The sequence below is a fragment of the Escherichia sp. Lx600-2 genome, from assembly GCF_036662595.1.
GTDB classification, from domain to species: domain Bacteria; phylum Pseudomonadota; class Gammaproteobacteria; order Enterobacterales; family Enterobacteriaceae; genus Escherichia; species Escherichia coli.
The window spans coordinates 1-22308 of the sequence record NZ_JAYQWM010000057.1 but is presented as its reverse complement, the minus strand read 5'-3'; the positions used below and the strand labels follow the sequence as shown (position 1 = coordinate 22308).

The following is a 22308-nucleotide window of genomic DNA, read 5'->3' as shown; positions in this document are numbered from 1 at the left end:
ATCGCCACCATCTTTACGTAAGTTTCTTATTTCCCCAAGTCTGATCCTGATGTACTTGTTTGTATCATATTCATCATCTTTTGTATAAGTTTCGGTCATGAACAATACTGGTAGCTTGGCGAGTTCTCTTAAGGTATCGGGTCTTATTGGTGTTAATTTACTGTAAATATCGCTTGGGGTGCCTTCCAGCATGCGGGACATCGAGAATCTTTCCTCGCCTTCTTTAAGCCCAGGGTCCATACACGGCCAGCGGTCAAAAACGTCCGGTTCTCCGGCCATGATTAAGCTAAACATCGCAATCTCCTAAATTTACTTGCTAAAGTCAGTGTACTTTTATCATGTTGCTTCATTGTGTATGAAAGTAACATTGGTTGTCCATGCTCGTTTGTCTCTCATAATTCACAAATTTGCGAATATTTTTTATAAAAAATTCAAAACAGATAGGTTGACACAATCAAAATTCACAAAGGGCACCTGCTTCTAATGTGGTTACGGCCCGATCATACGGGCAATGTCTTTCCATTATTGAAAACTCCGGGATCAACCATGATATATGAAGTCTCTTGCTATCCAGTTAAGTAAATGTCTGCTTCTCGCTCAAAGCGGGCTAGAAGGTTAGCTTGCGTCGGACTTGGCGTATTTAAAGAAGTGCTGGTGGTGACAGGTTATTATGTTCCATTTCTACAGAACAAAATCACAGAAACTATACCCAATAGTTGTATTGAATCACTGACGAGACATCCTCATATTTATCAGGACTGGTGTACGTCCAATACAGGAGGTTGTGGTGCTGGTTCTCAAATGTGCGCTGGCTATTGCTGCTGTAATGGCAATTTATTGCCTTGCTGTTGTTCTTATGGATCGCCTTTCTGATTGATTTTATATTGGCGAGGTGACGTGAGTTAAGTAGAATTGCTGCGGGTGCTTGAGGCTATCTGCCTCAGGCATGAACACCAAAGGCAGATAGAGAAAAGCCCCAGTTAACATTACGCGTCCTGCAAGACGCTTAACATTAATCTGAGGCTCAATCTATGAACGGCAAATCTAGGTTAGCCTCTTACGTGCCGAAAGGCAAGGAGAAGCAGGCTATGAAGCAGCAAAAGGCGATGTTAATCGCCCTGATCGTCATCTGTTTAACCGTCATTGTGACGGCACTGGTAACGAGGAAAGACCTCTGCGAGGTACGAATCCGAACCGGCCAGACGGAGGTCGCTGTCTTCACAGCTTACGAACCTGAGGAGTAAGAGACCTGGCGGGGGAGAAATCCCTCGCCACCTCTGATGTGTCAGGCATCCTCAACGCACCCGCACTTAACCCGCTTCGGCGGGTTTTGTTTTTTCCTAGCATTCTGGTTTACAATTCGCACACCAGCCTGAACAACTGGCACCTGCTGCGCCAGCAGAGACAACCGATGGCGCACGATACCAAATTACACAATTCTGATGATTCTGCCGTCTTTGCCAGCAGGCACGGGCGGCGTTCCCGCACTTTCAAATCTGACTGGTTCCAGCATCCCCCATGCACTGAAGAACAGGCCGAGTGGCTAATTCAGTGCTACCGCAGACACGGATACGAGATTAAGAAAGCCCTCAGCCTCGATTATCGTCACTGGATAATCTCCGTCAGGCTTCCTTACTCCGAACGCCCACCGCGTCCGTCCCGCACATTCCAGCAACGCATCTGGAGGTAACGTGCGGGTATTACTTCGACCTGTTCTGGTACCGGAACTCGGGCTGGTGATCGTTAAGCCGGGCCGTGAATCCATGCCGGTATTCCACAATACCCGGGTACTGGTGGAGCCGGAACCGAAAAGCATGCGTAATCTGCCGTCCGGGGTTGTTCCTGCCGTTCGCCAGCCGCTAGTGGAAGACAAAACATTGCTGCCGTTTTTCAGTAACGCACGGGTGATTCGTGCTGCTGGTGGTGCTGGTGCATTGTCTGACTGGCTGTTGCGCCATATTAAATCCTGCCAGTGGCCACACGGCGATTATCATCACAGCGAAACCGTCATTCACCATTATGGTACCGGCGCAATGGTGTTGTGCTGGCACTGCGACAACCAGCTGCGTGACCAGACATCCGAATCACTCGAGCAACTTGCTCATCAAAACCTGTCAGCATGGATGATTGACGTCATCGGTCACGCAATAAGCGGTACGCAGGAGCGTGAATTATCTTTGGCTGAATTATCCTGGTGGGCGGTCCGCAATCAGGTGGCGGACGCGCTACCGGAAGCGGTATTACGTCGTTCGCTGGGGTTGCGTGCGGAAAAAATCCGCTCAATGTACCGTGAAAGCGACATCGTACCGGGAGAGCAGACCGCCACCAGCATACTGAAGCAGCGCACAAAAAATCTTGCGCCGCTGCCTCACGCCCACCAGCAAAACCCGCCACAGGAAGAGACGGTGGTCAGCATTGCCGTTGATCCTGAGTCTCCGGAATCTTTCATGAAACGACCTAAACGTCGCCGCTGGGTTAACGAGAAATACACACGCTGGGTGAAGACACAGCCGTGTGCGTGTTGTGGTAAGCCAGCCGACGATCCCCATCACCTGATTGGTCATGGTCAGGGCGGAATGGGGACAAAATCTCACGATATTTTCACGCTACCGCTGTGTCGGGAGCATCACAACGAGCTTCATGCGGATCCTCTGGCGTTCGAAGAAAAGCATGGTTCTCAGGTTGATTTAATTTTTCGTTTTCTTGATCACGCCTTTGCAACTGGCGTGCTTGGGTAAAAGAGGTGACTGATGCTCATAGATTTGGTTTTACCTTACCCGCCGACGGTGAACACTTACTGGCGACGCCGTGGCAGCACATATTTTATCTCGGAGGAGGGAAAGCGTTATCGCCGGGCTGTGGCGCTTATTGTTCGCCAGCAGCGGCTGAAATTAAGCCTGTCCGGAAGGCTGGCGATAAAGGTGATTGCAGAGCCACCGGATAAGCGTCGTCGCGACCTGGACAATATCCTGAAAGCACCACTGGATGCACTGACACATGCGGGGTTGCTTATCGACGACGAGCAGTTTGATGAAATCAATATTGTGCGCGGACTGCCTGTTCCTGGTGGTCGGTTGGGGATAAAAATCACAGAGCTGGAGTGCGCATGAATAACCAGTATTTACAGTTTGTTCGTGAGCAGCTCATTATCGCCACCGCCGATTTGAGTGGGGCAACAAAAGGTCAGCTTGAAGCCTGGCAGGAGAATGCCATGTTTGATACAGGGCGTTACAGACGTAAAAAAATCCGGTACCGCGATAAGGTCACTGGAAAAATGGTAACGCTGGATAATCCACCGATCCCGGGAAAGCAATCGCTGGCGAAAGGTTCATCAATTGCCCTAGTCAGTCCGGTTGAGTTTTCGACATCATCATGGCGACGCGCCGTTCTGTCTCTTGAAGAGCATCAGAAGGCGTGGGTACTGTGGGTATACAGTGAAAATCCGAGTTGGGATTATCAGGTGGTCATTGCGAAATGGGCGTGGGATAAGTTTCAGGTGCATTTTGGCACCAGAAAAATTACAGGGAAAACGCTTGAGCGTCTGAAGAAATTAATCTGGCTGGCGGCGCAGGATGTCAGGGGGAGGATTACTGGGTGTGACGTCTACCAGCGACAGGAACTTGCCAGACTGTGTGGAGTTAAGTCAGACAACTGGAGCCACAATTATGCGCACTACTGGCGTGATATGTGCGACATTTTTAAGAACCTCGACAACGAATCTTTGATTTATACCATGAAAACAAGATCGCAACAAAAAGCGACCTTTTCGCGGCGGGTTATTGCAAAAGTCAATTAAATCGCGTACATTTCGTGTAAATCTGATATTTTGCTGATTTTGTACACGATGGCAAACTAAACAAAGCCTGCTGCTGAGCGGGCTATCTTTTGTCGTAAGTTGAGCGAAAGACCATCGATTTTACCTTGCTAAAACTATTCTGCTATTGCCGAGTTACCCTTTAGGTAATACACTCATCTTATAAAAGAAAGTGGTTGTTAGCCACATAGGTTAGGATGTGCGCATACTTTGTTTGTGTGCTTTTTGTGTTTTATCTGTTAACGGAGGGGAGCATGCCGAAATATCTAACACTTGCCGCTCGCGCGATCCTCTCACCTGAGAAGATCATCAAAAAAATTGCAGATATAGCTTCCATGTGTGATGGAAAAGAAGCTAAGCATGAAAGTGACAAGTTTTTCATTGATAGTAATGGTTCGATGGTTTTGAATCGCAACAACGCTGATGTGCAAAAGGCTTTCGCAGCCAATATTAAGGGATTGAGTACTAAGAAGAAGGGTTAGTCTTCTATGTGGGCTGCGCTGATTGTTATTGTTTTAGTTTGTGGTTATCACTATACCAACTGCCATTTGCCGTCACGATACCGTCAAAGCAAAGCGATCGGTTGGAATGCATACTTTGATGTTGCACTGAAAGGTGGTGAGTTTCTCATAAGTGGTATTCTTATCGCTGCCTTATTGGTTGTTGTTCTGTACGCTGGAATGTCACTTTGGAACATTCCAGCGTACTTGTTTGGTTGGTACGCTCCCTTTACTTTCGCCCATGACTTTCTCAAAATGCGAGTGTTTGGGTTGAGCATGTTCCCTGCTATGTCGATAGCTTTCACTATTATTGTAAGTATCGGGAAGGCATCAGAGGCAACCAAAAACCATAAAGACCCACAAAAGCGCAAGGCTATTTTTGAAGAAATTGCGGCTCATAGTGCCGTGGAAAATATCCTTCTTGAATCAGTTGAGCGTGGATTGTTATTGTTGGTTACACTGAAGTCTCGCAAGGTCTATGTGGGGATGATTGATGAGGCACGTTTCAATCAGTTAGATACTAACACATTGGTGCTAATCCCTTTTATGTCCGGGTACAGAGATAAAGATACTCTGACTTTTTGTGTTGAGCATAATTATGTGGACTACTACCTTAGTCAGGGTATCACATTAACTTCTGAGCCATTGTCAGTTTATCAGTTTAGGCATGTGTTGCCCTTCGATCAGATCGAATCTTTTTCGCTGTTTAATGTTGAAACATTCGAGACTTTCAAGGCAGGTATTGAAGGGAAGAAGGCCACTGAAGTACAGAATCAAACAAGTTAAGGTTGTTACCTCATTAATTAAACCCGCCATTGAGCGGGTTTTTTGATGCCCGAAGTGCGGTACATTAAACGCGCTGGTAGTTATTAATATCGGTCTTTCAGCTTGCTGGCTTTTTCGACAAGAGTTATTGGTATGTCACGTTAACCAGAAAAGGGAAAAGGCATGCTAAAACAGCAGGATATGACCGAAACTGCCAGAGTGGTGTTTAATGAATTAAGCGTCACCGAACCGGCGACCGTCGGGGAAATTGCGCAGAATACTTACCTTTCACGCGAACGTTGCCAGTTAATACTGACCCAGCTTGTTATGGCGGGTCTGGCAGATTATCAGTTCGGTTGTTACAGACGCCTTCCTCAGTGAAGGCTTTTTTATTTGTGGTAATGGGCGGCTGGTGGGTGTTAGCGGCACCTGCCAGCCATCTGCTCATGCGTTGGGGTCACAAGCAAACCTCAGGCCCATCTGCTTTGCGCAAAAGCGGTATGAGCCTATCAGAGAAGTGCTTATTGATCTATGGCTAATACTGTAAAAATATCCAGTTGTGAGTTAATCAACGCTGATTGCCTGGAATTTATCCAGACCTTACCGGAAAACTCTGTCGATCTTATAGTCACAGACCCGCCATACTTTAAAGTGAAACCCGAGGGCTGGGATAACCAGTGGAAGGGCGACGATGATTACCTGAAGTGGCTGGACCAGTGTCTGGCGCAGTTCTGGCGGGTGCTGAAACCTGTCGGAAGTCTTTACCTGTTCTGTGGTCATCGCCTGGCATCTGATATCGAAATCATGATGCGTGAACGCTTCAGTGTGCTGAACCATATTATCTGGGCGAAGCCGTCCGGACGCTGGAACGGATGCAACAAGGAAAGCCTGCGGGCGTATTTCCCCGCCACAGAGCGCATTCTGTTCGCGGAACATTATCAGGGGCCGTATCGTCCGAAAGATGCCGGGTATGCGGCGAAGGGCAGTGCACTGAAACAGCATGTGATGGCCCCGCTGATTTCTTACTTTCGTGATGCGCGCGCGGCCCTGGGGATAACGGCAAAACAGATTGCAGATGCCACAGGAAAGAAAAACATGGTGTCGCACTGGTTCAGTGCCAGTCAGTGGCAGCTACCGAACGAAAGCGATTATCTGAAATTACAGTCGCTGTTTGCCCGGGTGGCAGAAGAGAAACATCAGCGCGGTGAACTGGAAAAGCCCCACCACCAGCTGGTGGATACGTATACGTCACTGAACCGGCAGTATGTGGAGCTGCAGAGTGAATATAAGCATCTGCGGCGGTATTTTGGTGTGACGGCGCAGGTGCCGTACACGGATGTGTGGACACATAAACCGGTGCAGTTCTATCCCGGGAAACATCCGTGCGAAAAACCGGCAGAAATGCTGCAGCAGATAATCAGCGCAAGCAGTCGTCCGGGAGACCTGGTTGCAGATTTTTTTATGGGCTCAGGTTCAACGGTAAAAGCTGCACTGGCGCTCGGGCGTCGTGCGATTGGCGTTGAACTGGAGACCGGACGTTTTGAGCAGACAGTCAGGGAAGTTCAGGATTTAATCGTTTGAAACGGATGAGATTGCAGAATTAATTACGCACCATTATTATTCTGCTCCCGGCCCTTTAGCTCAGTGGTGAGAGCGAGCGACTCATAATCGCTTGGTCGTTGGTTCAAACCCAACAGGGGCCACCATACACAACAAAGGGTTAGCTAATAAACCAGCTAACCCTTTTTCTTTTTCCTTTGAATTGGGTCAGGTAATGGGTCAGGTAAGCTTTTTTCCATCTGACTCAGATGGCTGATAATTGTCCCGGATAACGCTTTGCAATGATGTCATTTAGCCGATCAACCAGTTCTGGTTTTCTGAATGTGATATGCGCGGAGCCCTTCTTAAAGTATCTGATGCTGAACATCTCATCTTCATAGCTCTCTTTACCCTGAACAGACTGAATGTGATCATCCAGACGAATAGTGATGTTTTCCCGATTGTCGGGGATTGGTTTACCGCTGAACAGGTGCAACATTCTTTCCAGATCGGCGAGTCGGTCAGCCTGTTGTCCGGTGATAAGATGAAATCCCCACCGGTCCCATCTCACCAGATTGTTGACGATAATTTTACTGCCAAATTTGCAGGGGCAATTGGTTTTGTAATTCCAGCTCAGTCCCCTGAAGACGTTGATCACCCCTCGCTCAAACACCTCATCCTTGTTCTGGTGTAGTTGTTCAAATGTGCTCAGAATGTTCGCTTCACTGATTTCCGGAAAATTATCGTACTCCAGTGACCGGTACCATGTATCACGGGCCTGTGCATCCATTAAGGAAAGCATCCCTGAACGTTGCATCAGGTCACGCCAGATTTCGCGATCGAGATTGCGTGTGATGGCTTTCATTGCGGTTTCCGGTTTCTCCATCAGCCAGCAGCCGCAGCGAAAATCCTGTTTCATGGCCCAGTCCGGGGCGCTTTTACCACCAATGCTTTTTGTCAGTACTGAGATTTCAGTCAGTTGCCGGATAAGCGTTTCGGTTTGTTGCAGTGCTGCATTCCGTACCGTCACAACGTGTCGGATACTGGTGGAGCAGATAACGTCCGTATGTGCGGTGACCACTTCCGGACGGGAGATTGTGATGTTTGACATTATCGGTTTCCCTTTTGGTTTATAAACGAAAACGCCAGCCGTATTCAGGCTGGCGTCAGGGTAATGAAGCGTGGTGAGTGATATTCACCGGTTCTGGTGCAGAAGCTGCAGATGACGCAGGGTACGGACATCCTCTCTGGCCTGTTCGATACAGGGCAACAGTGCTGCCGAATCCGTTCTATCCTCATCGTTGTCAAAGATAATCCCCGATTCGCAGTCGATATTGTCCTGCAGCCACGCAATGAGGATATCCAGCGCTGTTTCAGTGGTTAATGGCATCACGCTCTGTATCACTGTATTGTCTTCCGGCAACTGATGAGGGCTGGCAGAAGTCGCCGGTGTTTCGGTAGCGTCACGTTCATCCACCACGCGGAGTGAATAACCGTTTTCAGCGACTTTGTTAATCAGTTCAGCGAGCTCAATACTATCGACGTCAACGACAATGCGCCCCATGTTCAGCGCCTGCGCATTAATGCTGTCGGCTTCCAGCGTCAGGGCCAGTTTCATTGTTTCGCCCCCGGATGTTTACCCAGGGTAATGTTATTTACCGTTCTGTAGTTGTCGCGTGTCATCAGGCCGGTTGCCCGGCGTGCCCGGAGGATATCAATACTGTTTATTAACTGAGAACGGGTACAGGCGCTGAATCCCGGCTGGTCGGTACGTACCAGTGCGTATTTTTCAACGAGAAAGTTCACCGCATCGCACAGTGAAATGCCTGCCTCAATATGCTGCTCAATCACACGTTCATCAGCGAACGGTGTGTCATTCAGCGTAAGGCCGTAATGCTGGTCCAGCAGTCGGGTGAGCAGTGTCTGCCAGATTTCAACCGGAGACGGGCGTGAACTGGCCGCCTGCCCGGGTAATACAGGTAATGTTTTCATACTGAAGATTTTCCTGATATGCAGAGATGAAAAATGGAAAAGTGGCGTGGTGAAAGCACCAGGCCGGAGCAGAAGGTTATTCTGGAGAGTTACTTTTTCGTTTCGGGCGTCGGATAAACAGCCATATAAACGTAGCCACAACTGCCGAGGGTGTCGGCTTCGCAGGTCAGCCCTTTTGCATACAGCGTGACGGTATGCTGATGGCGGGAATTCAGTTCACCGCTGGTGAGCATGAGTTCCAGTTGTTTCATCAGCAGCGGAAAGGCCTGGTCCAGGTGGTACGAATCCGCGTCGCTGAACCGGCCTCTGATACCGGCGCGGTCGGCAAGGTAATGCAACCGGTTGCCCTCCTGCACCAGACGGGCGCCAAAACAAGGTGTCACGGTACAGGGCAGCCCCCACCAGGGGCGGTCGTGATTGTCATCGGGATGCGTTGTCCCGGAGAATGTGTCTGACACAATAAAATCCTCACAGAAAATTGGTTAAGAATGGTCCGGTGGTGGCGATAATTCTGCTCTTCTGAATGCCCTTCCGGACTCAGTTCAGGGTGACGCTCATCAGCCGGACATACGGACCAAAACTGTCCTTACGGCGTTCTGCAAACACAGCCAGCACACCGGGAATATCCTGCACTTCACGGCCGGTATATGTATCCGTGCTACCGTGCCAGCGGTATTTGCCGGTACAGAACGGAAAAAGACGGGATGCCGGATGTTGTTGGTGAATACGCATGGCTTCACCACGGGTGATGATTTTCATGGTGTGATACCTCTGAAGACAGAAGATAAAAGTGAAAACAGGTGTGATGTGGTGGTGACGGTGACGGGTTAAAGCAGACCGTGTTCCGCAAAGGAGAAAACCTGGCTGCCACCGACTATCAGATGGTCCGGTACCCGGATATCCACCAGGCCCAGTGCCTGTACCAGACGTTCCGTGATAAGGCGGTCTGCCTTGCTGGGTGTGACTTCACCGGACGGGTGATTGTGTGCCAGCACCACGGCAGCGGCATTGTGGTACAGGGCACGTTTAATCACTTCCCGGGGATGGACTTCCGTGCGGTTGATGGTGCCGGTGAAGAGGGTTTCACCGGCAATCAGCTGATTCTGGTTATTCAGATACAGTACCCGGAATTCTTCACGCTCCAGTCCCGCCATGTTCAGAATCAGCCATTCTCGTGCCGCATGGGTGGAGGTGAAAGCCACGCCGGGTTCATGAAGATGGCGGTCCAGGGTTTTCAGGGCCCGCAGAATGAGACTGCGCTCGCCGGGCGTCATCTCTCCGGGCAGAAAGGAAAGCTGTTGCATGGTCCCGCTCCTGCTCAGTCGATGATACGCATAATGGCACTGCATTCCGGATGCTGCAGGGCGTAATCCCGCAGACGGTAATAGTGGACCGTCATGGCATAACACTCCGTACGACAGGCGTGATGACTGTACGTCATCAGACAGGCAGCAATGCCGGCGGCTTCCGGGCTCATTTCAGCGCGGTTACCGTTCATGGCATTGAACAGTACCCAGTTTTCGTCATCATCGTCATCTGGTTCGGGTGCCATAAATGCCCCGCCGTTGTTCAGGGTGTACAGATTCCAGATACCACCGCAGTAGTCTTCGCACAGACGGTCCATCCAGCCGAAGACACGGGGCTCCAGGGTCACCCACTGTGGAATGAGGCCAAAGTGCTGCGGCCAGAAGCTGATGCGCTGTTCATCAGGGACGAGGCTGGCAACCAGCTGAGGCGGGTTATTCCCTGATGCAGCGGTCACGGAAACAGAAGGTGTGGTGGAATTATGCGAAGAGGTTGTCATGAGATTATTCCTTATAAAAAGCAAATGAATGGAAGAATGCCTGGGGACTGGTACAGACGTGAGTCAGAGCTGCACTTTCAGGGAAACAGCATCAGCGCATGCTCTCCAGCAGCGTTTCTGCCATCACCCACAATGCGCGGTTGAGCTTAATGTCAGTGTCAATGCTGTGAATGGCACGGGTATGGATACGTTTTCCTTTAGCGCTGCGACCTGAAATTCCGCCTTTCAGCATATTCTCCTGAATGGTCTGATAAGCACTCCACAGGTCCTTACCGTAATCCTCCCGGCGTCGCGGTGTCAGAATGTCAGCAGTGGTGACGGGCTGATGTTCGTCACCATAACGGTAAGTCAGTGCCGCCTGTGCCAGTGCCTGGCATGCCGGTGGCGGCAGGACCAGCGACTGCATGGCATCACGCTTCTCCTCAATCCGGTCAAAAACCCCCACCACCTCGTAAGCCCCTTCGATAACTTTCTCCACTACGTCTCCCCGGTGTGGAACACGCACTTCCCCCAGAGACTGACCACAGACGCATCCGTTCTGGCAGACGAACCTGAAGTAACCCGGCAGCATCTGGTAGCTGGAGGTACCGTCATGGGAGTTCAGCAGGATGATTTCAGGGACATGTTGTCCGTTTATCTCCCCGTCACGGCGCAGACGCAGCATGTGTTTGGTGTATCCCCGGCGGCCCGGGTCGCGCACGCGGGTCTGGCAGGCGAAGAATGGCTGGAAGCCTTCCCGCTGCAGGCTTTCCAGCACGGTGATGGTGGGGATCCAGGTATAGTTCTCGCTTCTGGATGTGTGTTTCTCTTCCCCGAATACGCTGGGGACGACCTGCATCAGTTCTTCACGGGTTAAGGGGCGGTCACGGCGTATCTGGTTCGCATAACCAAAACGACTGGCTAATCGCATGATTTATTCCTTATGAATGAGTTAGCGGTATAAATGAAAAAGCCGCGTCTCCCGGAGAAGACGCGGCCTGATGGACGAAATGAATGACGTTTATTGTCTGAGAAGCCCTTCACTGGCGAGCTGCGTATTTTTATGGAAGGAGATCACCCAATAACCCCCATCGGGATCGGGCAATAACCGGCCAAATTGTGAACGATTCAGATGCCATTTGGCAGCAAAAGAGCCTTCGGCAATAAACGTGATGTACAACCCGGCATATCTGTTGCTCCCTGAAAGTAAAAAGCCCCGGTCATTATGACCGGGGCCTGAAGGGGAGTGACCTGATTATCAGAAAGTCACATTCAGCGTGGCCTGACCGTTATAGCCTTCAGCGCTGTTGCCGCTGACGCTGTGGGCATAACCGGCCTGAACGCCCAGAGTGATATTTTCCCGGACACGGGCTTCCAGTCCGGCCTGCAGGTCCAGTGACGTGCCATTCTGTGACGGTGAGAACGTCATGTTACTGCCGGCTTCAGCTGTACCCATGCTCATGTCACCCCGGGAGCTGAAGGTGCGGATAACAGAAGGCTGTACCCACCAGTTCACCGGCAGTTCACTCACACTGTGTTTTGCACTGTCGCGCAGGGTGTCACGGGATGAGGTGCCTTCACCAAAGCTCATATCGTTGTGGCTGCCCAGACGGAAACCGGCACGCACATGTTGTGCACTGCCATGCCCGAACTTCACATAACCGGCGTTATCCTGGCCGTCATCCAGGGAGAGTCCCTGCCAGGTATACTGCAGTTGTGGTTCCAGCATCAGGTTGTCAGTGATACTGAAGGGCAGACCGGTTTCCAGTGAGCCCAGCCAGCCCCAGCCCCGGGCGCGGAAGTCGTTATTGTCCGATGACGCTTTCATGCTGTGGCGGGTTCCCTGTGCCATAATGTCAGCCCACAGGCCGGAGGACGTGTGTACCAGATTCAGGTATCCGCCCAGGCTGCCGGCATCATCCCGGACCGTGCCGGCGCGGGAGCCGTCATCATCCTTAACATCAACGGAAGAATGGCCAGCAGCACCATATACCCCCGCGGTCACAGACATACCGGCAACCTCTGTTCTCAGCAGGTCACTCTCCAGACGGACGAAGCCATAGCTGCCGCTGCTTTCCGGCGTGGCCCCACGGGCAATACCGCCGTTGTTATCGTGACCGAGATGACCGCCCTGAATGCTGAGACGGACGCTGTTATTTTCACCGTTTACACCGGTCTGATGGCTGCGGGAGCCTGCCAGAATCCGGTCATAGTCCATTGCCTGTGTCAGCATGGAGGCATACAGGGGGACTTCAGCACGATAAGCATTTTCACTGCGCAGGTACCAGTCTTCATCGCTGTCACGGTTCAGGGTGTAGTTAAAGGCACCGGCCTGAAGCGGGCGACTCAGGGCAAACGCACCTTCTTCTGTGGTGGCACCATTCTGTGCATCCACAACCTGGATACCCTGTCCGGAAGTTGCCACCCCGAGGTTACTGTTTCCGACATTTGTGAACGCAAGCCAGGTTTTGCCGGTTGCCTGACCACCATTAATCACCAGCTGGTCAGAGGCATTGCTGCCATCAAGGCGAACACGCATATTGATGGTGCCACCCTGACCGGTGAGGTTACTGGTGGTCAGTTTATGGAACGTTACCGGGGCGTCGCCTTTTGCAACAGCACGGCTCAGGACGGCATCCTGTGTCGTCTGATTATCAAAGCGAATCTCCCCTGCGTTAACAATATCGCCGGTACTGACCACATCACCATTCAGTACCATGCTGGCGCCTTTACTGAGCTGTGTTCTGCCACTCAGACTTCCCCCGGCAGCCAGCGTCAGTGTTCCACGATGTCCGACAGTGGTGTTGCCAGCCTGTCCCCCGGCATTAACCGTAAAGCTGCCGCCATTTTCCAGCAGCAGGCCGCTGGCCTGACCGGATATGCCATCAATACTGAACTTACCGCTGGCATTGGTCCCCTCAACAGTGGCACCACTGTCTGCAATCAGGGCACCACCGGATGTCATGGTGACACCTGTCGCCTTACCACCGGCAGACACTGCCAGGGTACCGCCGTCATCCACCAGTGTTTTCTGCGCTGAATGGCCCTCCAGTACATCCAGGCGACCGCCGGACTCCAGAACAACACCGTCAGCCTTACCGTTTTCCACCGTGAAATTCCCCAGACGGTTGCTGCCGGTGACGGTTGCCGCCGTACTGGTGACCAGTGCGCCGCCCTGCTTCAGGGTGACATTCGTGGCTGTACCACCGGCGTTCACCTGCAGTTTGCCTTTCTGGTTAACGGTGGTGAAATCCGCCAGACCACCTTCCTTGATAATCTGCCAGCCGTCACTGTTTACAACAGTGCCAGACGCCGTACCGCCGTTGTGCACATACTGGTACCCCCCATTCAGCGTGGTATCCAGTGCGTGACCATGTACAGTCTGGTCGCCGCCGGCATAAACCACAGTGGTATTTGCCGTTCCTTCAGCAGCCACAATCTGACGACCATTTTTATTGATGGTGGTGCGTACGGCATCTCCGTAGACGGTCTGCCCGGTATCACCATTTTCTGCATCCGGTCCCCCTTCCGCGCCGGTATTCACAACCGTGTCGGTTGCCATTGCGCCGGATTTGACGGCCTGCCAGCCCTTCTCATTAATGACGGTACCCGTTGCAATCCCGCCTTCATGTACCCACTGCTCACCGCCGTTCAGAGTGGTGTTCACTGCCTGCCCCTGAAGGCTCTGTCCGCCTCCGGCACTGATAACCGTGTCTGAAACGCTTCCTCCGGCATTCACTCTCTGAAGACCACCACCGGTGACAGTAGTGTTGTTGGCGATACCGCCATTTTGTATCCATTGTCCGCCGGTATTGGCCTCGTTATCCGGCCCATACTCCAGACCGGTACTGATGGTCATTCCGTTGGCCGTACCGAAGACAATCTGGTTGTCATGATTTTCCAGTGTTCCGCCGCTCACGGTTTCTCCCGCCTGTACAACCGTGTCAGCAGCCAGTGCCGGGACTGATGTGACAGCAGCAAGAGACAGCGCAACCGCCACACCGGCGCGTTTTCCCCGTGAGCGGGCCAGTTCGGAGGCCACCACCAGGGTGCCCGTAATGTGATTCCATACCAGCCTGTAGCTGGTGTTCAGATGTCGTTTCATCAGCTTTTCCTTACAGAGGGTGAATAAAAAAGCCGGTACCCACAAAAGTGGATACCGGCAGATACAAAACAGCATGGTCAGATAAAGTGGTTTTTCCCGGACATAAATGCTTTCCCTCTCTCATCCGCCAGAGAAGTATCAGTCCGTTGTGTGCAATTCCGTTCTGCATGATGAAGAGATTCAGCTGCCTTTTCGCAGACCATTAACCACTACAAACGATCGATGGCAACGATCGATACCTGCTTTATCGATCGCTTTGTTCTATTAACAGCGAGGCGGTCACGCAAGAGAAACAGGAGGGGGATGAGGTGTTTGTGTCATGTTTTCAGTTGGTTAACGCAATGTAATCAGGCATTTCCCCTGGCAGACTGTTCAGAAGAAAATCCAGTTCCATACAGCGCGGGCAACAGAGACCACCGTGTCACGGACGGCACGCAGAACCGTACGAGCCACAGAGGCAACACAGACGCTCTCCGCCGTGTCAAATATCCGGTCCACCGCACCGGTAAACTGTTCACGGGCCTGCCCCCGGACAGATTCCGTGCACAGCTCGTCCTGCAGGCGGGTCATCAGGGGACTGGCGGCATGGTCGGGAAGTGCTGTCATGAGCGCACTGACCAGCGTATCCAGTTCCCAGCCGGTGTGGGCCGATACGGCCACAACCGGATGTACGGGCCGGAACAGACGGAATACCGCCTCCGTTTTTTCGCGAATGTTCTGTGCCTGTGCGGGAGAAGGCTGAATACCGGCCATATCCCATTCATGGCAGGGCTCCGTTTTATCGGCCTGCGTCACCACAAACAGTACCTGCTGATGTCCCCGGTGCAGGATGTGTCGCCAGAAATACTCATCCACAGACAGGGCGCGGTCATCGGCTTTAATCAGCCACAGCACCAGGTCCAGTTCGGGCAGAATGTCACGGTACAGGGCTTCATACTCTGCATCCCTGTCCCGGCTCTCGCCCACCCCGGGCAGGTCAGTGATAACCATGCTGTGACCGTGGCCACTCAGACGGAAGCGCCGCACTTCCCGGGTGCCGGCGTGAACATCACTGACCGGGGTGACCTCCCCCTGAAACAGCGCATTACAGAGTGAGGATTTACCGGCCCCGCTTTTACCCATAATGCCAATCACGGGTTCGTGACTGGTGAGTTTGCGCAGATGTTCCAGGATGTGACGGGAAAGTGAGTAAGGCAGGGAAGAAAGTGGTTTTTCAATTGCCTCAATGGCATCAGACGGATTCATACATGTATTCCCGGTGAAAAAAGACAAAACCCCGCGCACCGGAAAGGTGGCGGGGGATTCACGGAGATAATATCTGTCTGAAATTATTTAGAATGCACCTGGTGCACTGCAAAGGAAAGGCAATATTCCGTTCCTCCTCCTTGTCGTGAATACCCCAGGTATCTCACAATGTACACCGACTTACTCCGGGGCTGCCTGAACCACAAGATTGCTGTAGAATTGCCCCCAATGATTCAGGTCCAAACCAGGCAAATGGATTAAAAATGACAAGTATTCAACAACGAGCAGAACTGCACCGCCAGATATGGCAAATTGCCAATGATGTCAGAGGTTCTGTTGACGGATGGGATTTTAAGCAATACGTTCTGGGCGCGCTTTTCTACCGTTTTATCAGCGAAAATTTTTCCAGCTATATTGAAGCCGGTGATGACAGTATCTGTTATGCGAAACTGGATGACAGCGTAATTACTGATGACATTAAAGACGATGCCATCAAAACTAAAGGCTACTTCATCTACCCAAGTCAGCTTTTCTGCAACGTAGCTGCGAAAGCAAATACCAATGACAGACTGAATGCAGATTTAAACAGTATCTTCGTTGCTATCGAAAGTTCTGCTTACGGTTACCCTTCAGAAGCTGACATCAAAGGTTTGTTTGCTGATTTCGATACCACCAGTAACCGCCTGGGTAACACCGTTAAGGATAAAAATGCCCGCCTGGCTGCGGTTCTGAAAGGGGTTGAAGGGTTAAAACTTGGTGACTTCAACGAACATCAGATTGACCTGTTCGGTGATGCCTATGAGTTCCTGATTTCTAACTATGCGGCAAATGCCGGTAAGTCAGGCGGTGAGTTCTTTACACCGCAGCACGTCTCCAGGCTGATTGCACAACTGGCTATGCACGGGCAGACCCATGTTAACAAAATCTACGACCCGGCAGCAGGTTCCGGTTCGCTGTTGTTGCAGGCGAAAAAACAGTTTGATAACCACATCATCGAAGAAGGCTTTTTCGGTCAGGAAATCAACCATACGACCTATAACCTGGCGCGTATGAACATGTTTTTGCACAACATCAACTACGACAAGTTTGATATCAAGCTGGGCAATACGCTGACTGAGCCGCACTTCAGAGATGAAAAACCGTTTGATGCCATCGTTTCTAACCCGCCGTATTCGGTGAAATGGATTGGCAGCGATGACCCGACACTGATTAACGATGAGCGTTTTGCCCCGGCTGGCGTTCTGGCCCCCAAATCCAAAGCTGACTTCGCGTTTGTATTACATGCGCTGAACTATCTTTCGGCCAAAGGTCGCGCCGCGATTGTCTGCTTCCCGGGTATTTTTTACCGTGGCGGCGCAGAGCAGAAAATCCGTCAGTATCTGGTCGATAATAACTATGTCGAAACCGTGATTTCACTGGCACCGAACCTGTTCTTTGGCACCACTATTGCTGTAAACATTCTGGTGCTGTCTAAACATAAAACAGATACCAAAGTTCAGTTTATTGATGCCAGCGAACTGTTCAAAAAAGAGACCAACAACAATATCCTGACCGATGCCCATATCGAACAGATTATGCAAGTATTTGCCAGCAAGGAAGATGTTGCTCATCTGGCGAAATCTGTTGCGTTTGAGACTGTTGTCGCGAATGACTATAACCTGTCGGTGAGCAGCTATGTGGAAGCGAAAGATACTCGCGAAATTATCGATATCGCTGAGTTGAATGCAGAGCTGAAAATCACGGTCAGCAAAATCGACCAGTTGCGTAAAGATATTGATGCGATTGTGGCTGAAATTGAAGGCTGCGAGGTGCAGAAATGAGCGAGTTGAGTTATCTGGAAAAATTGCTGGATGGGGTTGAGGTTGAGTGGTTGCCACTCTCAAAAGTATTCAACTTAAGGAATGGTTATACACCGTCTAAAACTAAAAAAGAATTTTGGGCGAATGGTGATATACCTTGGTTCAGAATGGATGACATACGTGAAAATGGTAGAATTCTAGGGAATTCACTTCAAAAAATTTCATCCTGCGCCGTAAAAGGGGGGAAACTATTTCCTGAAAATTCAATATTAATATCAACGTCGGCAACAATTGGTGAGCATGCTTTAATCACTGTACCTCATCTAGCCAATCAAAGGTTTACATGTTTGGCTTTAAAAGAGTCTTATGCTGATTGCTTTGATATTAAATTTTTATTTTACTACTGTTTTTCTTTAGCTGAGTGGTGCCAAAAAAACACAACGATGTCCAGTTTTGCGTCTGTTGATATGGATGGATTCAAAAAATTTTTAATCCCTCGCCCCTGCCCGGATAATCCGGAAAAATCCCTCGCCATCCAGTCTGAAATCGTTCGGATTCTGGACACATTCAGCGCCCTGACAGCAGAGCTGACAGCAGAGCTGACAGCAGAGCTTAACATGCGTAAAAAACAGTACAACTACTATCGCGACCAGTTGTTGAGTTTTAAAGAGGGTGAGGTTGAGTGGAAGACTTTGGGAGACGTGACTAAAAAATGGTACTCTGGAGGAACACCAACAGCAGGGAAAATAGAGTATTACGAAAACGGGAATATTCCGTGGTTAAGAACCCAAGAGGTTAAATTTTCCGAAATTGATAGTACTGAAATAAAAATAACTCAGGCTGCATTAAAAAATTCATCGGCAAAATGGATTCCGCGAAATTGTGTAATCATAGCCATTTCTGGAGCAACAGCAGGACGGTCTGCAATTAATAAAATACCGCTAACAACTAACCAGCACTGCGGCTGCTTGGAAATTGACGATACCAAAGCATTATATCGTTATGTCTTCCATTGGGTTAGTTTCAATTATGAAAATATTAAGTCTCTAGGGCAAGGTGCGAGAGGAGATCTTAACTCAACCATTATTAAAAATTTCAAACTACCTATACCCCATGCAAGTGATCCCCAAAAATCACTTAAGGAACAAGCTCGCATTGTCGAAATACTCGATAAATTCGACACCCTGACCAACTCCATCACCGAAGGCCTCCCACGTGAAATCGAGTTGCGCCAGAAACAATACGAGTACTATCGTGATTTACTGTTCAGTTTCCCAAAACCTGAAACTGTCAGTAATTAATTGACCGTTGCTACCGACCGGGCCACCTTAACATCTGGTCTGTATATAGACTATTTTTTACGTGCCGGAAGTCACCCTTAACTCCTTTCCGGCCCTTGCCAGACGGCACAAAGGATGCGCTATGACTCATCAGACACACACCATTGCTGAATCCAATAACTTTATCGTTCTTGATAAGTACATCAAAGCTGAGCAAACAGGCGACAGCTACCAGAGCGAATCGGACCTGGAACGTGAACTGATTCAGGACCTGCGGAATCAGGGCTATGAATTTATACCCGTAAAATCACAGTCAGCGATGCTGGCCAATGTTCGGGAACAGCTTCAGAACCTCAATGGTGTGGTGTTTAATGACAGCGAGTGGCGGCGTTTCACGGAGCAGTATCTGGATAACCCGAGCGATGGTATTCTGGATAAAACCCGTAAAATCCATATCGACTATATCTGCGACTTTATTTTTGACGACGGGCGACTTGAGAACATCTATTTGATAGATAAAAAGAATCTCATGCGCAATAAGGTGCAGATTATCCAGCAGTTTGAACAGGCGGGTTCTCACGCTAACCGTTATGACGTAACTATCCTGGTTAATGGCTTACCGCTGGTGCAAATCGAACTGAAAAAACGCGGCGTGGCGATTCGTGAGGCTTTCAACCAGATACATCGTTACAGTAAAGAGAGTTTTAACAGCGAAAATTCCCTGTTTAAGTATCTGCAACTGTTTGTCATTTCTAACGGCACCGATACCCGTTATTTTGCCAACACAACAAAGCGCGATAAAAACAGTTTTGACTTCACCATGAACTGGGCGAAATCAGACAACACGCTGATTAAAGACCTCAAAGATTTTACCGCTACCTTTTTCCAGAAACATACTCTGCTGAATGTTCTGGTGAACTACAGCGTTTTTGACAGCAGTCAGACGCTACTGGTGATGCGACCGTACCAGATTGCTGCCACCGAGCGCATTCTGTGGAAAATTAAGAGCTCCTTTACAGCGAAGAACTGGTCAAAACCGGAAAGCGGTGGGTATATCTGGCACACTACCGGTTCTGGTAAAACCCTCACCAGCTTTAAAGCCGCGCGTCTGGCAACAGAGCTGGACTTTATTGATAAAGTCTTCTTCGTGGTCGACAGGAAAGACCTCGATTACCAGACCATGAAGGAATATCAGCGTTTTTCGCCAGACAGCGTCAACGGCTCGGAAAATACCGCAGGTCTTAAACGAAATCTGGATAAGGACGATAACAAAATTATCGTCACCACTATTCAGAAACTTAATAACCTGATGAAAGCAGAAAGCGACCTGCCTGTATACAATCAGCAAGTGGTGTTTATATTTGATGAATGCCACCGCAGCCAGTTTGGAGAAGCGCAGAAAAACCTGAAGAAGAAATTCAAACGCTATTATCAGTTTGGTTTTACCGGTACCCCTATTTTCCCGGAAAACGCCTTAGGCTCAGAAACAACCGCCAGCGTATTTGGTCGTGAATTGCATTCGTATGTAATTACCGATGCGATTCGTGACGAAAAAGTGCTCAAATTCAAGGTAGACTACAACGATGTGCGGCCACAGTTTAAGTCTTTAGAGACAGAAACTGACGAGAAAAAACTAAGTGCGGCTGAAAATCAGCAGGCGTTTCTTCATCCCATGCGTATTAAGGAAATCACGCAATATATTCTGAATAATTTCCGCCAGAAAACTCACCGTACCTTCCCTGGCTCAAAAGGTTTTAATGCTATGTTGGCAGTGAGCAGCGTGGATGCCGCGAAAACCTATTATGCGACGTTTAAACGGTTACAAGAAGAAGCCGCTAATAAATCGGCTACCTATAAACCGCTGCGTATTGCGACAATCTTCTCCTTTGCCGCCAATGAAGAACAAAATGCCATTGGTGAAATTTCCGATGAAACTTTTGATACCAGCGCAATGGACAGCAGTGCTAAAGAGTTTCTGGACGCTGCAATTCGTGAATATAACAGCCATTTTAAAACTAACTTTAGCACCGACAGTAACGGTTTTCAGAACTACTATCGTGATTTAGCCCAGCGGGTTAAAAATCAGGATATCGATCTGCTAATTGTCGTGGGGATGTTTTTAACCGGCTTCGATGCTCCAACATTGAACACGCTATTCGTCGATAAAAACTTGCGTTTTCACGGCCTGATGCAGGCATTCTCCCGCACCAACCGCATTTATGACGCCACTAAAACCTTCGGTAATATCGTCACTTTCCGGGATCTGGAACGCTCAACTATTGATGCCATAACGCTGTTTGGTGATAAAAACACCAAAAATGTGGTGTTAGAAAAGAGTTATACAGAGTATATGGAAGGCTTTACTGATGCTGCTACAGGTGAAGCTAAACGCGGCTTCATGACAGTAGTTTCAGAACTGGAACAACGGTTCCCTGACCCTACCAGTATTGAAAGTGAAAAAGAGAAGAAAGACTTCGTTAAACTGTTTGGCGAATACCTGCGTGCCGAGAACATCCTGCAAAACTATGATGAATTTGCCACGCTAAAAGCCCTGCAAAAAATCGATCTTAGCGATCCTGTTGCGGTAGAAAAATTCAAAGCAGAACATTATGTGGATGATGAAAAGCTCGCTGAATTGCAAACAATTCGTCTCCCTGCTGATCGCAAGATTCAGGATTATCGTTCTGCCTATAACGATATTCGCGACTGGCAGCGCCGTGAGAAAGAAGCTGAGAAAAAAGAGAAATCAACCACTGACTGGGATGACGTAGTTTTTGAGGTCGATTTGCTGAAGTCTCAGGAAATAAACCTGGATTATATCCTTGGACTGATTTTCGAACACAACAGACAAAATAAAGGCAAGGGCGAAATGATCGAAGAGGTCAAACGCTTAATTCGTTCAAGCCTGGGGAACCGGGCGAAAGAGGGCCTGGTGGTCGATTTTATTCAGCAAACGAACCTGGATGATTTACCAGACAAAGCCAGTATCATTGAGGCATTCTTTACGTTTGCTCAACGCGAACAGCAACGTGAAGCAGAAGCATTGATAAAAGAAGAAAATCTCAATGAAGATGCAGCAAAACGCTATATTCGCACGTCTTTAAAACGCGAATATGCTACAGAAAATGGCACAGAATTAAACGAGACACTGCCCAGACTCAGTCCTTTAAATCCGCAATATAAAACGAAAAAACAGACTGTTTTTCAAAAAATTAGCGCATTTATTGAAAAATTTAAGGGGGTGGGTGGAAAGATTTAGTAGTAACAAAAGGAACAACTACTGACCGTTTGCCCAACCAACTCAGATAAAATGTCAGCAACGTTATTAAAGGATATTTACCAGGGCAAAGAAATCGTCGTAAAATTATTCAACAAATAATTTAACTGTACTTGCTCAATTTGCAGGTAGTGACTCCAACTTATTGATAGTGTTTTATGTTCAGATAATGCCCGATGACTTTGTCATGCAGCTCCACCGATTTTGAG

At 49.4% G+C, this 22308-nt stretch carries 23 protein-coding genes, 1 tRNA gene and 2 pseudogenes; 13 read left to right on the top strand and 13 right to left on the bottom strand.

Annotated features, from left to right (window positions below; all coding sequences use genetic code 11):
- Positions 1 to 294: pseudogene (locus OQV04_RS17775) on the bottom strand (FRG domain-containing protein); the annotation flags it as partial.
- A 794-nt stretch (positions 295 to 1088) separates the two neighbouring features.
- Here OQV04_RS17775 and hokD point away from each other — a divergent pair.
- The 10 genes from hokD (at position 1089) to OQV04_RS17725 (ending at position 6785) form a co-directional block, all read left to right on the top strand.
- Positions 1089 to 1244 carry a type I toxin-antitoxin system toxin HokD gene (gene hokD / locus OQV04_RS17770; protein WP_000813254.1) on the top strand — a complete coding sequence of 52 codons (156 nt, stop codon included), beginning with the start codon at positions 1089 to 1091 and terminating at the stop codon, positions 1242 to 1244.
- Between the two features lie 167 nt (positions 1245 to 1411).
- Positions 1412 to 1690, top strand: a complete 279-nt coding sequence (locus OQV04_RS17765; protein WP_001410105.1) for a hypothetical protein — start codon at positions 1412 to 1414, stop codon at positions 1688 to 1690.
- A gap of 1 nt (position 1691) precedes the next feature.
- Positions 1692 to 2738 carry a DUF968 domain-containing protein gene (locus OQV04_RS17760; protein ID WP_106645421.1) on the top strand — a complete coding sequence of 349 codons (1047 nt, stop codon included), beginning with the start codon at positions 1692 to 1694 and terminating at the stop codon, positions 2736 to 2738.
- A 12-nt stretch (positions 2739 to 2750) separates the two neighbouring features.
- Complete coding sequence (locus OQV04_RS17755) at positions 2751 to 3110, top strand: RusA family crossover junction endodeoxyribonuclease (RefSeq protein WP_196613688.1); 360 nt, start codon at positions 2751 to 2753, stop codon at positions 3108 to 3110.
- The gene (locus OQV04_RS17750; protein WP_001064901.1) at positions 3107 to 3796 is read left to right on the top strand and encodes a bacteriophage antitermination protein Q; all 690 of its coding nucleotides are present in this window, start codon (positions 3107 to 3109) and stop codon (positions 3794 to 3796) included. The genes OQV04_RS17755 and OQV04_RS17750 overlap by 4 nt, the downstream gene beginning before the upstream one ends.
- A 272-nt stretch (positions 3797 to 4068) precedes the next feature.
- Positions 4069 to 4296, top strand: a complete 228-nt coding sequence (locus tag OQV04_RS17745) for a hypothetical protein (RefSeq protein WP_001127354.1) — start codon at positions 4069 to 4071, stop codon at positions 4294 to 4296.
- A gap of 6 nt (positions 4297 to 4302) precedes the next feature.
- The gene (locus OQV04_RS17740; protein WP_000263274.1) at positions 4303 to 5100 is read left to right on the top strand and encodes a hypothetical protein; all 798 of its coding nucleotides are present in this window, start codon (positions 4303 to 4305) and stop codon (positions 5098 to 5100) included.
- 162 nt (positions 5101 to 5262) lie between these two features.
- The gene (locus tag OQV04_RS17735) at positions 5263 to 5460 is read left to right on the top strand and encodes a hypothetical protein (protein ID WP_000917767.1); all 198 of its coding nucleotides are present in this window, start codon (positions 5263 to 5265) and stop codon (positions 5458 to 5460) included.
- Between the two features lie 150 nt (positions 5461 to 5610).
- Complete coding sequence (locus OQV04_RS17730) at positions 5611 to 6660, top strand: DNA-methyltransferase (protein ID WP_001547716.1); 1050 nt, start codon at positions 5611 to 5613, stop codon at positions 6658 to 6660.
- 49 nt (positions 6661 to 6709) lie between these two features.
- Positions 6710 to 6785, top strand: a tRNA-Ile gene (locus OQV04_RS17725).
- A 98-nt stretch (positions 6786 to 6883) separates the two neighbouring features.
- On the opposite strand, the gene OQV04_RS17720 is transcribed toward OQV04_RS17725, so the two are convergent.
- From OQV04_RS17720 to OQV04_RS17670, 11 genes and pseudogenes are all read right to left on the bottom strand, one after another.
- Positions 6884 to 7729: a DUF4942 domain-containing protein gene (locus OQV04_RS17720; protein WP_063101552.1), complete on the bottom strand. Its 846-nt coding sequence runs from the start codon at positions 7727 to 7729 to the stop codon at positions 6884 to 6886.
- Positions 7730 to 7813: 84 nt separating this feature from the next.
- Complete coding sequence (locus OQV04_RS17715; RefSeq protein ID WP_088209831.1) at positions 7814 to 8011, bottom strand: DUF957 domain-containing protein; 198 nt, start codon at positions 8009 to 8011, stop codon at positions 7814 to 7816.
- A gap of 27 nt (positions 8012 to 8038) precedes the next feature.
- A pseudogene (locus OQV04_RS17710) lies at positions 8039 to 8236 on the bottom strand (DUF5983 family protein); the annotation flags it as partial.
- Complete coding sequence (gene cbtA, locus OQV04_RS17705; RefSeq protein WP_000854821.1) at positions 8233 to 8610, bottom strand: type IV toxin-antitoxin system cytoskeleton-binding toxin CbtA; 378 nt, start codon at positions 8608 to 8610, stop codon at positions 8233 to 8235. The gene cbtA and the pseudogene OQV04_RS17710, both read right to left, overlap by 4 nt.
- Before the next feature lie 89 nt (positions 8611 to 8699).
- Complete coding sequence (locus tag OQV04_RS17700) at positions 8700 to 9068, bottom strand: type IV toxin-antitoxin system YeeU family antitoxin (protein ID WP_053287563.1); 369 nt, start codon at positions 9066 to 9068, stop codon at positions 8700 to 8702.
- A gap of 79 nt (positions 9069 to 9147) precedes the next feature.
- Positions 9148 to 9369: a DUF987 domain-containing protein gene (locus OQV04_RS17695; protein WP_000692309.1), complete on the bottom strand. Its 222-nt coding sequence runs from the start codon at positions 9367 to 9369 to the stop codon at positions 9148 to 9150.
- A 68-nt stretch (positions 9370 to 9437) separates the two neighbouring features.
- On the bottom strand, positions 9438 to 9914 hold the full coding sequence (locus tag OQV04_RS17690) for a JAB domain-containing protein (RefSeq protein ID WP_040076129.1): 477 nt from the start codon (positions 9912 to 9914) through the stop codon (positions 9438 to 9440).
- Between the two features lie 14 nt (positions 9915 to 9928).
- Positions 9929 to 10414, bottom strand: a complete 486-nt coding sequence (locus OQV04_RS17685) for an antirestriction protein (protein ID WP_001559912.1) — start codon at positions 10412 to 10414, stop codon at positions 9929 to 9931.
- A 91-nt stretch (positions 10415 to 10505) separates the two neighbouring features.
- Positions 10506 to 11324 (bottom strand): DUF932 domain-containing protein, encoded by an 819-nt coding sequence (locus OQV04_RS17680; protein WP_088209827.1) that lies wholly within the window; start codon positions 11322 to 11324, stop codon positions 10506 to 10508.
- 327 nt (positions 11325 to 11651) lie between these two features.
- Positions 11652 to 14498: an Ag43/Cah family autotransporter adhesin gene (locus tag OQV04_RS17675; RefSeq protein WP_088209826.1), complete on the bottom strand. Its 2847-nt coding sequence runs from the start codon at positions 14496 to 14498 to the stop codon at positions 11652 to 11654.
- Positions 14499 to 14870: 372 nt separating this feature from the next.
- Positions 14871 to 15743, bottom strand: a complete 873-nt coding sequence (locus tag OQV04_RS17670; RefSeq protein WP_063120603.1) for a GTPase family protein — start codon at positions 15741 to 15743, stop codon at positions 14871 to 14873.
- Positions 15744 to 16006: 263 nt separating this feature from the next.
- Between OQV04_RS17670 and OQV04_RS17665 the strand changes: the two genes are divergently transcribed.
- From OQV04_RS17665 to OQV04_RS17655, 3 genes are all read left to right on the top strand, one after another.
- Complete coding sequence (locus tag OQV04_RS17665; RefSeq protein ID WP_063100869.1) at positions 16007 to 17563, top strand: type I restriction-modification system subunit M; 1557 nt, start codon at positions 16007 to 16009, stop codon at positions 17561 to 17563.
- Complete coding sequence (locus tag OQV04_RS17660; RefSeq protein WP_063100870.1) at positions 17560 to 18843, top strand: restriction endonuclease subunit S; 1284 nt, start codon at positions 17560 to 17562, stop codon at positions 18841 to 18843. Before OQV04_RS17665 ends, OQV04_RS17660 begins: the two co-directional genes overlap by 4 nt.
- 121 nt (positions 18844 to 18964) lie before the next feature.
- A complete protein-coding gene (locus OQV04_RS17655; RefSeq protein WP_063120604.1) occupies positions 18965 to 22081 on the top strand; it encodes an HsdR family type I site-specific deoxyribonuclease in 3117 nt (1038 codons plus the stop codon).
- A gap of 160 nt (positions 22082 to 22241) precedes the next feature.
- Here OQV04_RS17655 and OQV04_RS17650 read toward each other — a convergent pair.
- A partial coding sequence (locus OQV04_RS17650; RefSeq protein WP_004209611.1) for an IS1 family transposase occupies positions 22242 to 22308 on the bottom strand: 67 nt, incomplete at its 5' end.

Excerpts from the sequence above, each read along its gene's own strand:
- hokD (WP_000813254.1), top strand. The coding sequence starts at position 1,089 with ATGAAGCAGCAAAAGGCGATGTTAATCGCCCTGATCGTCATCTGTTTA.
- OQV04_RS17765 (WP_001410105.1), top strand. The coding sequence starts at position 1,412 with ATGGCGCACGATACCAAATTACACAATTCTGATGATTCTGCCGTCTTT.
- OQV04_RS17755 (WP_196613688.1), top strand. The coding sequence starts at position 2,751 with ATGCTCATAGATTTGGTTTTACCTTACCCGCCGACGGTGAACACTTAC.
- OQV04_RS17750 (WP_001064901.1), top strand. The coding sequence starts at position 3,107 with ATGAATAACCAGTATTTACAGTTTGTTCGTGAGCAGCTCATTATCGCC.
- OQV04_RS17745 (WP_001127354.1), top strand. The coding sequence starts at position 4,069 with ATGCCGAAATATCTAACACTTGCCGCTCGCGCGATCCTCTCACCTGAG.
- OQV04_RS17740 (WP_000263274.1), top strand. The coding sequence starts at position 4,303 with ATGTGGGCTGCGCTGATTGTTATTGTTTTAGTTTGTGGTTATCACTAT.
- OQV04_RS17735 (WP_000917767.1), top strand. The coding sequence starts at position 5,263 with ATGCTAAAACAGCAGGATATGACCGAAACTGCCAGAGTGGTGTTTAAT.
- OQV04_RS17730 (WP_001547716.1), top strand. The coding sequence starts at position 5,611 with ATGGCTAATACTGTAAAAATATCCAGTTGTGAGTTAATCAACGCTGAT.
- OQV04_RS17720 (WP_063101552.1), bottom strand. The coding sequence starts at position 7,729 with ATGTCAAACATCACAATCTCCCGTCCGGAAGTGGTCACCGCACATACG.
- cbtA (WP_000854821.1), bottom strand. The coding sequence starts at position 8,610 with ATGAAAACATTACCTGTATTACCCGGGCAGGCGGCCAGTTCACGCCCG.
- OQV04_RS17695 (WP_000692309.1), bottom strand. The coding sequence starts at position 9,369 with ATGAAAATCATCACCCGTGGTGAAGCCATGCGTATTCACCAACAACAT.
- OQV04_RS17690 (WP_040076129.1), bottom strand. The coding sequence starts at position 9,914 with ATGCAACAGCTTTCCTTTCTGCCCGGAGAGATGACGCCCGGCGAGCGC.
- OQV04_RS17685 (WP_001559912.1), bottom strand. The coding sequence starts at position 10,414 with ATGACAACCTCTTCGCATAATTCCACCACACCTTCTGTTTCCGTGACC.
- OQV04_RS17680 (WP_088209827.1), bottom strand. The coding sequence starts at position 11,324 with ATGCGATTAGCCAGTCGTTTTGGTTATGCGAACCAGATACGCCGTGAC.
- OQV04_RS17675 (WP_088209826.1), bottom strand. The coding sequence starts at position 14,498 with ATGAAACGACATCTGAACACCAGCTACAGGCTGGTATGGAATCACATT.
- OQV04_RS17670 (WP_063120603.1), bottom strand. The coding sequence starts at position 15,743 with ATGAATCCGTCTGATGCCATTGAGGCAATTGAAAAACCACTTTCTTCC.
- OQV04_RS17665 (WP_063100869.1), top strand. The coding sequence starts at position 16,007 with ATGACAAGTATTCAACAACGAGCAGAACTGCACCGCCAGATATGGCAA.
- OQV04_RS17660 (WP_063100870.1), top strand. The coding sequence starts at position 17,560 with ATGAGCGAGTTGAGTTATCTGGAAAAATTGCTGGATGGGGTTGAGGTT.
- OQV04_RS17655 (WP_063120604.1), top strand. The coding sequence starts at position 18,965 with ATGACTCATCAGACACACACCATTGCTGAATCCAATAACTTTATCGTT.